The sequence below is a fragment of the uncultured Neptuniibacter sp. genome, from assembly GCF_947498015.1.
Lineage (GTDB): Bacteria > Pseudomonadota > Gammaproteobacteria > Pseudomonadales > Balneatricaceae > Neptuniibacter.
The window spans coordinates 210312-223289 of the sequence record NZ_CANMIR010000004.1; the positions used below are offsets into that span (position 1 = coordinate 210312).

Below are 12978 nucleotides of genomic sequence, written 5' to 3' on the forward strand. Positions count from 1 at the left end.
TTATTCTGTATTTAAGAGCTTATTCGAGTTCCAGGTCGTATAAGCGTTCAACTGCATCTTTTAGATGGAAGATCAGATCACCATATTTGTCACTGTCGTTTTCAATATCTATATCACCCAATCGATCAGCTGTTTCTTCCAGTGATTCGCCTCGGTTGTCGACTCCCTGATCGGCCATCAGCCAATACATCAGACCATAGATCTCTGCTACGGTTTCAACTTTATCCAGATCCTCGATCAGATGGTCACGTATCTGTCGCAGTGCCGTCATCAGAGGATCCTGGTCATCAGTTTCCAGATAAAGCTTCAGCAGGGCGGCTGGCGTTGCTACCAAAAGGTTATTATTCGGTAACGTAGCCGGGGAGGTTTCAACCCACTCCCCATTGGGAGGAGTGGTATCTCTGTTGATCAGATATGGCATTAACGTATTTTCCGTACCACATTCATTCCATCCCGGACGGTCAGGAATAGGTTTTCAACATCTGGATCAGCGGCGATCTCTTTGTTCAGATCAACAAGGACATCATCGATATCGGATTCGGGTTGTAAGACCTTGCCGGACCACAGCATGTTATCCAGAATGATCAGACCACCAGGGCGAGTCATCTCAAGTACCTTGTGGTAGTAGTTAAGGTAGTTGCGTTTGTCAGCATCGATAAAGGTGAGATCAAGCTCCATATCAAGGGTTTCAAGCGTTTCGATCGCTTTGCCAAAGATCACTTCGATCTTGTGACCATGAGGGCTACGATCAAAGAAAGTTTTTGCAAAATCGATAGCTCGGGGGTTAGTTTCACAGCAGATGATTTTCCCCTCATCGGGCATCCCTTCAGCGATGGAGAGAGCTGAGTAACCAGTGAACATTCCGATCTCCAGCACGTTTTTAGGCTGATGAAGCTGAGTGATCAGTTTCAGAGTGCGACCAACAAGGCGTCCGGACAGTTTCTGCGGCCAGCCCATATTTTTGTTGGTTTCGTCTATCAGCTCCTGAAGTAGCTCAGGCTCTGGGGTTGTGCTTTGAAAGGCGTAATCTTCGACTGCTTCGTTTACCAGGAATTCCACTTGATCGTTCTCTAATCGGGGCCGGTTTACTGGGCGTTATTCACTGCTAACCGGCTTGAGCATGACTTTACTGGCCCAGACTTTCAGGGGTGTTTTACCCTGCTCGGGGCTTAATTCAAATTGGCAGATCATGATATCACTTTCCGGGCACTGGCGGATAATCGCTTTTGCGTTGGCCGGTGCTGGAAAACAACCCTCTTTTGGCGGGGAGCCCACACCATAAAGAGACCAAGTAAGCAGCTGTTGGTAAGCCTCGCGGGTTTCACAAACAGTGTAGCTGTTGTCGATCACACGATAGGTGGATTCGGGGTCTGCCAGCAAACTGCTTGCGTAAAGCAGGGGCGCTGCCAGGGCTAGCTTATTCATGCTCTATCTCCTGCTTGTATCCTGCGCTCTTATTGATCCTCAAACTGGAATGGATCGGTTTGCTAGATGATGTCAGGGGCACCGATCTGTAAGAATGTCGGTGCAGGCAATGTATCAGCGTTGTGTGAGACCTGCCCAGTCAAGGTCTTTCAAACGTTTCTCGGCGATATAGTAGAGGGTGCAACCGGGTTTGACCCGCTTATCAAGAGCGGGGTTTACCTCAGGCTTACCGTCGCTGTCGAGATCTACGGCTATCAGAGTCGCTCCATAGTGTTCCTTCATCGGGATGTAGAGGTCTCGTACCGAGATTTCAGGCAGTTTTTCTGGCATGACGGTTGAGTACTGTGTCATACCTGTATCAGCGCTAAGGAGCTCATGATGTAAAATGCTGGATCCTGGGTCCATTGCCGATTTCACCATCATCTCCGTTGAAACTGAGGGGGTGCACTCGATATTTGGGCAGTGTTGTTTCAGCAGTTTGCTTAAATTTTCATCGCGGAAATAAGCAATAATATGCGCGGTTTGATTCAGATTGGAGATGTTCAGGGCAGCGCTGAGCGTTTGGTCATCCTGAGCGCAATCGACAATGATTGTTGAGGCGTCCTCTATATCAGCCCTTTTTAGGTCGCTGTCATCATTCAGTGATCGTGCGCGTACAAATTCGATCGTACCCGGCATGGGATTTTCCATCTCTTCAGCTACACAGAGGCAGATATCGCGATTGAGGTGTTGCTTCGCTTCTGTTTTTAGGAGTTTAAGCAGGGGGAGGGTGCGCTGTTCATTCCATCCGACAACGACGATGTGTTTATCTAAGTTAAGTTCTTTCAGGCCCATGACACCTTTTCTCCACTGAAACGCACTAAATGCTGCAAATTTACCGGCGGTCAGAGCAAATATGCCCAGACCAAAGGGGATTATATAAAATGCGGCAATCATTTTGCCTACGGGGGTTTCGGGCGACAGGTCACCATAACCAACGGTCGAAGCGGTAACGATCAGCCAGTAGATAAAATCCTGTCCAGTAATGTTTTGTTCCTTAGCCAAATAAAGGAACAACCAGCTACTACTACCATATAAAAGCACTAGGGCAAGAACCGCCTGCCATCGCATATTTTTAAAATGACGGTAGATCAGTTTCCGTAAGCTTTTGAAAACCAGCATGAAAAACTCGCAACTGTTCTGTGTGGCAGGGATTCTAACCTGTGGGGCGGGTGGCTAGCAAAACCCAGATAGCAAAAAAAAAGCGTCACCTGTGAAAGGAAACGCCTGAAAATGGATGGTAACCCTCAAGGGGCTGAGCGGGTGTGAGCCCAGTTAAACTCTCTCGGGTCGAGCCATTAATTTGGTGAATACCGGGTAAGTATATAAGCATTACCTTAAATATCAATATGGAATAACTATATGTAGTAAAGTTTGCTTGTTGGGCTGGCCTATCGTACCACTCAGGTTAACAGGGTGATTGAAAAGCCTTACAATGCAGGCTCTTAACTGATTTTAACTGACCGGAGAGCATGTTGTGCCGCATATTGAACCACTGATTATTTTTCTGGTAACGGGCATGGTTTCTATGTCAGCAGCACTCAGTGCAGGTGCCCTTAATAAACTACCGGATGAAGATAAGCCGGCATTTGCCTCCGGTCGTAATGGCATGGTAACCATCATTATGGCGGGCAATCTCGCCGCGATCACACTGCTTTTCTCAATGGCATATGGGTTCTCAAATCTAGATTGGTGGATCCCTCTGTTGTGCATGTTTATTACGTTCCCTGTGGCCCACGTTGTTGTTATCCAGCAGGTGCTTGGCGATGTGAAAACGTTGTTACTGGCGTCTCCTCTGGTTATCGGCTCTATGGTTGCCCTTTACCTCTATTGGTAACATTTTATGCAAACTGCGCTGACTGTATCTGATTGGCAGCCTCTTCTGTTGGGGATCGGGATCGGTGGCGTATCAATCCTGATTATCTACGCCTTTATATTTAGCCGGACTAAGCGATCCTGGCAGGATGCTTTATCTGGCTCTGAGCTGCAGTTGGAGCGGGTGCAGAGTGAGAACAGCGTGATCAGGCAGCAGCTTGATCTGCAGCAAAATGAAGTTCATCAGTGCCAGCTGAAAGTAACCCGGCTTGAAGAACGGCTGTTGAACCTTAATCAACAGCATGAGCATCTTGTCTCTGATAAACATCAGCTCGAACGAAAGCTAGAACAGGCGCTTTTCCAGCTCGCTGACCGCAATGAGGTGATAGCTGAGACCGAGGCCCGTTTGGAATCAGAACGTGTCGCACACAGCGACAAATTGAAGATGCTTGAAGAGGCGCGCAGCCAGCTAAAGCAAGAGTTCCAAAATCTGGCTAATCGTATATTTGATGAGAAAGCTCAGCGTTTTACTCAATCCAACACCGAAAATATGGGGCATCTCCTAAATCCGCTCAAAGAGCAGATCGGTGAGTTTAAGCGCCGGGTTGAAGATGCTTACGATAAAGAAGCGAAAGATCGTCGCGCCCTGTATGAGCAGATCGGGCATTTAAAACAGCTTAATCAGCAGATGAGTGCTGATGCGATTAACCTGACCAACGCCCTGAAGGGGGAGAACAAGACTCAAGGCAACTGGGGAGAGGTTGTCCTTGAAAGGGCGCTGGAGGAATCCGGGTTGCGTAAAGGGTACGAATTTGAGTTGCAGGTCTCTGTGACGCAGGAAAACAGGCGCTACCAGCCAGATGCCATCATCCGTCTTCCTGACGGTAAAGATGTTATTGTAGATGCCAAAGTCTCCCTTACAGCATACGAACAATACTGTTCTGTTGAACCAGTAGAGGAAAAGACACGTTTGCTGAAGGAACATCTGCTATCCATTCGGGGGCATATAAAAGGCCTCGGGGATAAAGCCTACCAGTCACTGGACGGGGTTCGTTCACTCGATTTTGTGCTGCTCTTCATTCCTGTGGAGGGGGCATTTTTACTCGCTCTGGAGAAAGAGCCCGGTTTATTCAAAGACGCTTTTGACCGTAACATCATGCTGGTCAGCCCCTCTACGCTGATGGTGACACTCAGGACAATCCACAATATCTGGCGTTATGAACACCAGAATCAGAATGCTAAAGAGATCGCACGCCGTGGGGGGGAGCTGCATGATAAATTTGTCGGTTTTGTAGAATCTGTTGATGAGATCGGCAGGAACCTCAACCGGACCCAGCAAGCCTTCGATACCGCACACAAACGGCTAAGCAGTGGGCGTGGAAACCTGATTAATCAGGTGGCTATGCTAAAAGAACTGGGGGCTGACGGTAAAAAGGCACTATCAGCGGATCTGATCGAAAAGGCCTCTCAAGAGGATTGCTGATGATCTCTGTAATCGGTTATGGATCATTGCTCTCTGAAGCCTCTGCTCGGGAGACTGTTCCCGGTCTGAAAAATTTCCGGATTGTCGAAGTGCCGGGGTATAAGCGTATTTTCAACAAGGTGGGGATTGTGTTCCTGAGCCGCTATCAGGCGGACCCTGCATCGAAAACGCTTGCCTCCTGTTCAACGCTGGCAGATGAGCATTCTTCTATCATCTGTAGCCAGTTTGAATGTACATCGGATGATTATGCTGCTCTGGAGGAGAGGGAGCATCGCTTTAACTGGATTCAGGTTGATACGCGCTCCAGCAGTGGAGATATCTCCAAAGGGTATATGTGCACAACCTCCTCAGATCAATACTACCGTACCCGTAAATGCCGCACTGCTGAAGAGTATCAGAGCCGTGTGGGGCAGTTCTATGATGGCCTTATCTGGCGGAATGATATTCTGCCATATCCACGTTACCTCTCATTCTGTCTACAAGCAGCTGAGGCTTTAGGAGAGGACGTGCTGGATAATTTTCTGGATCACAGCTACCTGGCAGATGGAAAAACCTCTATACGCACCTATCTCGACACTAGTGAATTAATGAAGGGTTGGCGACAGTTTGATTGTGGGTATCGCTACTCGAAGTAGGGTGTTTGAATAATATTCATACAGTTTTAGGGCTGATTCAGGCCCTTATTTCGTTATATTTTCCATTTAAAATAAAATCAATAGCCGGTTATGATTTTTTCTGATTAATCAAAATTAATATTTGAAATTTATTTAAATTGTCAATATTAAATATTGATTGTTTCGTAATTAGTCAATATTAAGTTTTGATTTGTACTATTTTCTTCAAAAGTAAATTTTGATTTTTATTTATTTTTTAACCTGTTGAAACAAATGGGTATATTCTTTTTAAGCCAGATGTTTTAATATTTTACTCTCTGTAGCTGTTTGAAATTTATGAAGATTTTTTTCTAAACCTTGAGACAAACTGGCCGATAGAATAATAAGACGGTTTTTTTGATGATGTTTTTATCTGACTAAAAAGTAGCCAAAAGATAAAAAATTTCATCGAAAAAAGGTTGGTTTGTTTATAGCAATAAGTAAAATTAGGGTTGTATAGAAAAATACTCGGCAAAAACCATGACAGTTCACTCAAAAATGATCGTTGCGCTTGATATTGGTACCTCTAAGGTTGTTTGCCTTGTAGGGGAGATCAATCTTGATAGCTCAATTGATATTGTCGGTATCGGATCTCATCCATCGAGTGGGCTTAAAAAAGGCGTAGTAGTAAACATCGAATCAACCGTTAGCTCTATTCAGCGTGCGGTAGAAGAAGCTGAGCTGATGGCGGGTTGTAAAATTCACTCGGTAACCGTTGGAATCGCCGGTAATCACATCAGTAGCCTGAATTCACATGGGATTGTTGCAGTACGTGATCGTGAAGTAACCGAATACGATCTGGAGCGGGTCATCGATGCTGCGAGAGCCGTAGCGATCCCGGCGGATCAGAAGATTTTACATATCCTGCCTCAGGAATATGAGATTGATAATTCTGAGGGGATAAGGGAACCGTTAGGTATGTCGGGTGTTCGCCTGGAGGCGAAAGTGCATCTTGTAACGGGTTCCGTTAATGCAGCACAAAACATTGATAAGTGTGTCCGCCGTTGCGGTCTTGACGTTGACAATCTGGTGCTTGAACAACTGGCGTCGAGTTATTCTGTCTTAACAGAGGATGAGAAAGAGCTGGGTGTTTGTATGGTAGATATCGGAGGGGGAACCTCAGATATATCTATCTTCACTGGGGGAGCTATCCGTCATACGGCAGTAATTCCGATCGCAGGTGATCAGGTCACAAACGATATCGCGATGGCCCTGAGAACTCCTATGCAGCATGCTGAGGAGATCAAAATTAAATATGCCTGTGCTTTGGCGCAGCTTGCCGGGCCGGGTGAAACCATTATGGTGCCGGGGGTTGGGGATCGTCCTTCGAGAACATTATCACGTCAGGCATTGGCTGAGGTGGTCGAACCACGTTATGAGGAGCTGTTCAAGCTGGTACAGAAAGAGCTGCGCCGTAGTGGTTTTGAAGAACTGGTAGCAGCAGGCATCGTATTGACCGGCGGTACTTCCAAGATGGAAGGGGCCGTTGAGTTAGCTGAAGAGATATTCCATATGCCAGTTCGGCTGGCAACACCTTACGGTGTAAGGGGATTAGAAGATATTTTACAAAATCCGATCTTTGCAACAGGGATCGGGTTGTTGCAATACGCGCATGAAGATCAGGGGGGTGAGCCGGCTGAAGAGGTCGTGGAAGCTGAGTTGATTGAACGTGCAAGTGTTTTGAATAGGATGAAAACCTGGTTTCAGGGTAATTTCTGAAACGATTGGGTTAACAGTAAGAACATAATTAAGCGCTGATCTAATAACAAAGCGCAAAAAAAACTGGAAGGAGATCGGTATGTTTGAGTTAGCGGATAGCATTCCTCAAAGCGCCGTAATTAAAGTAGTTGGTGTTGGCGGCGGCGGTGGTAACGCTGTGCAGCATATGGTGACCTGCGATGTAGATGGTGTCGAGTTTATCTGTGCGAATACAGATGCTCAGGCGCTGGATAATATGCATTCACGCACTGTGATCCAGATCGGCGGTGAACTGACCAAAGGGCTTGGAGCGGGTGCAAACCCAGAAGTTGGTCGGCAGGCGGCTCTGGAAGATCGGGAGCGCCTGGCTGAGATGCTTGAGGGTGCTGATATGGTATTCATCACTGCAGGAATGGGTGGTGGTACAGGTACCGGTGCAGCACCAATTGTGGCTGAAGTCGCAAAAGATCTGGGTATATTGACAGTCGCGGTTGTGACGAAACCCTTTACGTTTGAAGGGCGAAAGCGCCTGAAAGTAGCTGATGAAGGGATTAAAGAACTTAAAGAGAATGTTGACTCACTGATCATCATTCCTAACGAAAAGCTGTTACCGGTATTAGGCAAGAACACCAGCCTGATCAATGCATTCAATACAGCTAATGATGTTTTAAAAGGCGCTGTTCAGGGTATCGCTGATCTGATTATCCGTCCGGGTATGATCAACGTTGACTTTGCAGATGTCCGAACCGTCATGTCCGAAATGGGTATGGCGATGATGGGTAGCGGTAGTGGCCGTGGCGAAGAGCGAGCAACAGAAGCGACAGAAGCTGCGATTAATAGCCCATTGCTTGAAGATGTGGACCTGAAGGGGGCGAGTGGCATTCTTGTGAATATCACCGCTGGTCTGGATCTCAGCTTGGGTGAGTTCTCAGAAGTAGGCAACATTGTTGAAGAGTATGCTTCTGAGAACGCCACTATCGTCGTTGGTACCGTGATCGATCCGGAATTAACCGACGAACTTACAGTGACAGTTGTTGCTACAGGTCTGGGACGTGCTGAAGAGCAGCATGTTGATGTAGTTAACACTGGCACGGGGCGTGCCTCTGCAGTTGCGACCGCTGCGGGAGCTGCGACTGATTTTGATCAGCTTGAATTACCTGCTGTGATGCGTTCCGGCCGGAGTGAGGCGCCCAAAGAGCGTGCTCAACCGGTTGAGATTCATCGTGAGATCGAGCATGAACAGCCTGTTATGCAGAAAACTGGCACTGATGATCTGGAGTTCCTGGATATTCCAGCCTTCCTGCGCCGTCAGGCAGACTAAAAAGTTCTATACCTTCCAGGTATTACTTGGCCCGGTTGTTACAACCGGGCCTTTTTTTATCATTTAACGTTGCGTGTTTTTTTGCGCTGCTTCTCTTTGTACATGCGCTCATCTGCGGTTTGGATCAGATCAAACCCATTTTCTGAGTCCGCTTCATGTGGGAATTCAGCTATGCCGGTGCTGAACTGAGTAAACAGTACCTGTCCTTTATAGTGATAAGGTTCTGCCGTGGTAATTCTCTCAATACGTTGAAACAGCTGTTCAGCTTCATCACGCTTGCAATCAGGTAGCAGTACAATAAACTCGTCGCCGCCGTAGCGGATCACTTTATCAGTAATGCGCAGGTTTTTTGTAAGAACGCTACAGAAGTGAATCAGTATTTCATCCCCTGCCTGATGGCCGTGAGTGTCATTGATCTGTTTGAAACCATTGAGGTCAATCATTGCAATGGTCATCGGTTTTTGCTGACGCATCGCGCGTACTGTCTCTTCAGTGAACAGGTGATCTAGCTGGTGGCGATTGTATGTTGAGGTGAGCTTGTCATAGATCGATACCTCTTCGACCTTTTGAAACGCTTGATGGAGCAGCTCCTGCTGTGCATTAAATGAGTGCTCAATACTCAGGATCTCCTTGAGGTTCGACCCCAGTTCAAGCTTCTCATCCAGATCATGATGCCCCTCGGTTTCTTTCAGCTTTCTCTCAAGTCTTTGCAGCGGAGTAATCATATGGGAGAGAAGGTCTGTGGATAGCGCCAGGTAGGAGGAGATAATCGTCACTGAGAAGACGAGAAATAAGCCCATTAATACTTCTGTAATCGGTATTCTGACACGGCTGGCTGGAAAACTGACATCCAGTACTCCAGCGATATCTCCTGTTGAGACACCTGTGTGGCATTGCAGGCACTCCTGTTTAAACTGAATTGCCCTGAAATAATGAATTTTGTCCAGGGACTCGATATGGGTTGCATCGTTCTGGCCGTTGAGGTGCTGGCTGATCTCTTCTGTCAGGTTGCGGCCCAAACCAAATTGTGACTGAACGCCTTCGCCCCTATACATCGAATAGGAGACATCCGGTGCACTCCTATTCAGATCATCAATGAGCTGATTTACTTCATCATAACTCGCTCCACGGTTCATCGCCTGACGCAGTTCCTTGAAAACTAACTGCCCCAGATATTTCCCCTCCTCTCTGAGATCCTTTTCGATGGAGAGAAAGACCAGTATGCAGACAATAATAGTTGCGAATGCAGTACTGATAATGGATGAACGGTAGAGGGAATTAAAAAGGGCGTTTTTGAGGCTGTTAAGCGGCCGCATAGTGTCGAAAACTCATTACTACATTTAAAGGTTATCCTCTCTATTCTACTTTGGCGGGTATATTTGACCAACCTATATTCAACAACCTAATCGAACTGTTGATATAGGTTGGTTAGTGTCTGAAATTACTTTTGTTTTTTTGACTAAAGTCCTTGCGGATCAGTTGGGCTATGATACAATTCGCGCCGCGTTGGTGAGGAGCTTTATGTTCCCGCCTACGAAGCGCAGGTCAGGTGTCCGAGTGGCCGAAGGAGCACGCCTGGAAAGTGTGTATACGGAAACGTATCGAGGGTTCGAATCCCTCCCTGACCGCCATCAATTCAAACAGAAAAGCCTCGATAATCATTTCAGATTTCGGGGCTTTTTTGTTTTCAAAATTCACTCATATTGATACTACAATGAGTGTTATCGAGCGGGTTAGTTGAGCTGATTCGTTAATATATCTACATATCGGAATAAACTTGATGGAAAAAGTGTATATCAGTGCGCAACAGCTGCTAGAAGATTCCTCACAGATGGCGTTGCAAATTTTTGACAGTGGTTTTCGTCCAGATTACATCGTAGGTGTTTGGCGTGGTGGAGCGCCTGTAGGGATTGCAGTACAGGAAGTTTTGGATTGTCTCGGAGTGAAATCAGATCATATCGCAATCCGAACATCATCCTACACAGGCATTGGTGAACGTAGTCGCCATATTAAAGTTCACGGGTTGACCTATCTGATCAAACGGTTGGAATCAGAGAACTCTCTGTTGATAGTTGATGATGTACACGATTCAGGCTTAAGCGTGGCTGAGGTCGTGCTAGAGCTGAAGAAGGCGTGTAAGAAAAATACACCTGAGATCCGCATTGCGACGCCATACTTTAAGCCTGCACATAATAAAACAGAGAACACGCCTGATTATTATGTACATAAAACAGATGACTGGTTGGTTTTCCCGCATGAGCTTGAAGGGCTGACGCAGGAGGAGATCCTCAAAAACAAACCTGAATTTGCTGCGGTTGCTGAGAGAATGGCTGAACTGGGCCAGTTTGATAGCTAATCCTTCCTCTTTGATGAACCTCTGTGCTTTGCAGGGGTTGATCTCTCCTATTGCTACGCTTCTGAATTTCCACTATTTTCATCTGCTGAACTTAAAACGCCTTAAGGATTGGAAGCTATGCGTGTTTCAGAAACAGATGGTAAAAAGCGCTGTTTTGGAAATAAGCCAGGTCAGGAGTTTTATGCCGAGTATCATGATACTGAATGGGCTGTTCCTGAGTTTGATGACCAGAAACTATTTGAGATGCTGATTCTGGAAGGGGCTCAGGCAGGTTTAAGCTGGGAGACGGTTTTACGCAAGCGTGATGGATATCGGGATGCCTTTCATAGCTTTGAGCTGGAGAAGGTGATGAGTATGAGTGACGATGAGCTGGAGGCGCTGCGCGAGAACCCAGGTATCATTCGTAATAAGCTCAAGATCTATTCTACGCGTAAAAATGCAGCTGTTTTTGTATCGATACAGAAGGAGTTCGGATCCTTCTCGGACTACCTTTGGGCGCATGTGGATCATAAACCGATCATCAATTATTGGCAGGAATTTTCAGATGTTCCGGTAACAACTGAGCTCAGTGATGCTATCTCCAAAGACCTCAAAAAGAGAGGAATGTCCTTTGTCGGTTCCACGATCATCTATGCTTATATGCAGGCCGTTGGCATGGTGGATGATCATCTTATGGGTTGCTGGTGTTACCCTAAAAATCGCTAGATCAATATTCCTCCTCAAGGGGCTACTCTGTTCGTTGGTGTTTTCTCGTCTGCAAAAGAGATCGAAGCCACAATCATATTCTTATGCTAATCCTGTCGTCATGGTGAGAGCTTGAGGGTACAATCTGGTCCCCTGTTATCATTGGAACTTCCCTCATGTCTGATCTGGTCCCACTCCTGAATAAAGCGGCTGAGATCCGTACTGACCTTATGCTCAAACTGCATGAGGAACAAACCAACTGTTACCGTCTTTTTCATGGTACCAATGAGGGGGTATCCGGGCTTACTGTTGACCGTTATGGAGATCAGTTGCTCATTCAGACCTTTCACGAATCCCTATCGACACAGCAGTTGGACCTGATTTCTAACCACTATGCATCGTTATTTGATCCGAAGGAGGTTGTTTATAATGACCGCAGTGCGAAAAATTCCAGGCGTCAGGATGAGCATAATAGACGGAGTGAAGATCTGGTGGGTCAGGAGATCGGTGTTAATTACCGTGTACGGGGCAAACATGCTGGCCAGGATCCATTGCTGTTCCTGGATATGAGAGTGGGACGCCGCTATGTGCTTGATCATGCCCAGAATAAAAGTGTACTGAATCTGTTCTCTTATACCTGCGGTGTTGGCGTCTGTGCAGCTGTTGCGGGTGCCAATCAGGTTGTAAATGTTGATTTTGCTGAGCGTAACCTGGATGTTGGTAAAGAAAATGCTGAGCTGAATGGGTTGGATAACACTCAGATTGAGTTTATTCAGAGTGATTTTTTTACTGCAGCGAAGCAGTTCGCAGGTATACCCGTTAAGCAGCGTGTTCGCCGTGGACAGAAACCGCGCTCCTTTCCGCGGTTAGATGAACAGGCTTTTGATCTGGTTTATCTGGATCCGCCGCGTTGGGCGAAAAGTCATTTCGGAACAGTGGATCTGATCAGGGATTATCCCAGTGTTTTAAAACCTGCGCTGTTGGCCACCCGCGAGGGAGGGATGCTTATCTGTACCAACAACGTGGCAAAAGTCGAGATTTCAGAGTGGCTCGATATCGTGAAACGGTGTGGAGATAAAGCGGGTCGACCTGTCAAAGATATAGAACTATTGCAGCCTGAAGCGGACTTTCCAACCAGTGATGGGCAGTCACCGCTCAAAATCGCGGTGCTCCATCTTTAAGGGTTCCAGCGGTATTGTTTAAAATTTACTCGTCCGTCGCTCATTACAATTCCTTCCTGAACTAACCTGTTGCGTTGCTCTTTATAAGCGTCACTGTCGATGGGAAAGGATATACGTCCCTGAGCGTTGACAACCCGATGCCAGGGAAGCTGAGTTTCTTCTGGTAGTTTACTTAACGCGCGGCCTACTGCACGTGCCATGCGGGGCTTTCCGGCCAGCGTCGCAACTTGTCCATAGGTTGCGACCTTTCCTCTCGGAATCTGAGCAATGATCTGCCAAAAGCGTTGTGCGTCTGTAAGTTCCAGCATGAATAAACTCTCGAC

General features: G+C 46.8%; 14 protein-coding genes and 1 tRNA gene. 9 read left to right on the forward strand and 6 right to left on the reverse strand.

Annotated elements, in window-relative coordinates:
- Window positions 1-19: 19 nt before the first annotated feature.
- From Q0882_RS06980 to Q0882_RS06995, 4 genes are all read right to left on the reverse strand, one after another.
- On the reverse strand, window positions 20-421 hold the full coding sequence (locus Q0882_RS06980; protein ID WP_299179347.1) for a hypothetical protein: 402 nt from the start codon (window positions 419-421) through the stop codon (window positions 20-22).
- The gene (locus Q0882_RS06985; RefSeq protein ID WP_299179348.1) at window positions 421-1059 is read right to left on the reverse strand and encodes an O-methyltransferase; all 639 of its coding nucleotides are present in this window, start codon (window positions 1057-1059) and stop codon (window positions 421-423) included. Before Q0882_RS06985 ends, Q0882_RS06980 begins: the two co-directional genes overlap by 1 nt.
- Window positions 1060-1095: 36 nt before the next feature.
- The gene (locus Q0882_RS06990; RefSeq protein ID WP_299179349.1) at window positions 1096-1425 is read right to left on the reverse strand and encodes a hypothetical protein; all 330 of its coding nucleotides are present in this window, start codon (window positions 1423-1425) and stop codon (window positions 1096-1098) included.
- 114 nt (window positions 1426-1539) lie between these two features.
- Entirely contained in the window at window positions 1540-2586 is a 1047-nt protein-coding gene (locus Q0882_RS06995; protein ID WP_299179351.1) for a potassium channel protein, read from the reverse strand.
- Window positions 2587-2941: 355 nt separating this feature from the next.
- Between Q0882_RS06995 and Q0882_RS07000 the strand changes: the two genes are divergently transcribed.
- The 5 genes from Q0882_RS07000 (at window position 2942) to ftsZ (ending at window position 8434) form a co-directional block, all read left to right on the forward strand.
- Window positions 2942-3301 carry a hypothetical protein gene (locus tag Q0882_RS07000; protein ID WP_299179353.1) on the forward strand — a complete coding sequence of 120 codons (360 nt, stop codon included), beginning with the start codon at window positions 2942-2944 and terminating at the stop codon, window positions 3299-3301.
- A gap of 6 nt (window positions 3302-3307) precedes the next feature.
- On the forward strand, window positions 3308-4762 hold the full coding sequence (gene rmuC, locus Q0882_RS07005) for a DNA recombination protein RmuC (RefSeq protein WP_299179355.1): 1455 nt from the start codon (window positions 3308-3310) through the stop codon (window positions 4760-4762).
- Window positions 4762-5397, forward strand: coding sequence for a gamma-glutamylcyclotransferase (locus Q0882_RS07010; RefSeq protein WP_299179356.1), 636 nt, complete (start codon window positions 4762-4764; stop codon window positions 5395-5397). Before rmuC ends, Q0882_RS07010 begins: the two co-directional genes overlap by 1 nt.
- Before the next feature lie 498 nt (window positions 5398-5895).
- Window positions 5896-7134 (forward strand): cell division protein FtsA, encoded by a 1239-nt coding sequence (gene ftsA, locus Q0882_RS07015; RefSeq protein WP_299179357.1) that lies wholly within the window; start codon window positions 5896-5898, stop codon window positions 7132-7134.
- A gap of 79 nt (window positions 7135-7213) precedes the next feature.
- A complete protein-coding gene (ftsZ, locus tag Q0882_RS07020; RefSeq protein WP_299179359.1) occupies window positions 7214-8434 on the forward strand; it encodes a cell division protein FtsZ in 1221 nt (406 codons plus the stop codon).
- Between the two features lie 59 nt (window positions 8435-8493).
- Here the strand turns inward: ftsZ and Q0882_RS07025 are convergent, their stop codons facing one another.
- Window positions 8494-9750: a GGDEF domain-containing protein gene (locus Q0882_RS07025; RefSeq protein ID WP_299179361.1), complete on the reverse strand. Its 1257-nt coding sequence runs from the start codon at window positions 9748-9750 to the stop codon at window positions 8494-8496.
- A gap of 227 nt (window positions 9751-9977) precedes the next feature.
- Between Q0882_RS07025 and Q0882_RS07030 the strand changes: the two genes are divergently transcribed.
- The 4 genes from Q0882_RS07030 (at window position 9978) to Q0882_RS07045 (ending at window position 12655) form a co-directional block, all read left to right on the forward strand.
- Window positions 9978-10065, forward strand: a tRNA-Ser gene (locus Q0882_RS07030).
- Between the two features lie 149 nt (window positions 10066-10214).
- Window positions 10215-10790, forward strand: coding sequence for a phosphoribosyltransferase (locus Q0882_RS07035; protein ID WP_299179362.1), 576 nt, complete (start codon window positions 10215-10217; stop codon window positions 10788-10790).
- A gap of 117 nt (window positions 10791-10907) precedes the next feature.
- Window positions 10908-11495, forward strand: a complete 588-nt coding sequence (locus Q0882_RS07040; protein ID WP_299179363.1) for a DNA-3-methyladenine glycosylase I — start codon at window positions 10908-10910, stop codon at window positions 11493-11495.
- 155 nt (window positions 11496-11650) lie between these two features.
- Window positions 11651-12655, forward strand: a complete 1005-nt coding sequence (locus tag Q0882_RS07045; RefSeq protein WP_299179364.1) for a class I SAM-dependent methyltransferase — start codon at window positions 11651-11653, stop codon at window positions 12653-12655.
- Here Q0882_RS07045 and Q0882_RS07050 read toward each other — a convergent pair.
- Window positions 12652-12963 carry an MGMT family protein gene (locus tag Q0882_RS07050; RefSeq protein WP_299179366.1) on the reverse strand — a complete coding sequence of 104 codons (312 nt, stop codon included), beginning with the start codon at window positions 12961-12963 and terminating at the stop codon, window positions 12652-12654. The two genes, Q0882_RS07045 and Q0882_RS07050, sit on opposite strands and share 4 nt — an antisense overlap.
- Between the last annotated feature and the right edge of the window lie 15 nt (window positions 12964-12978).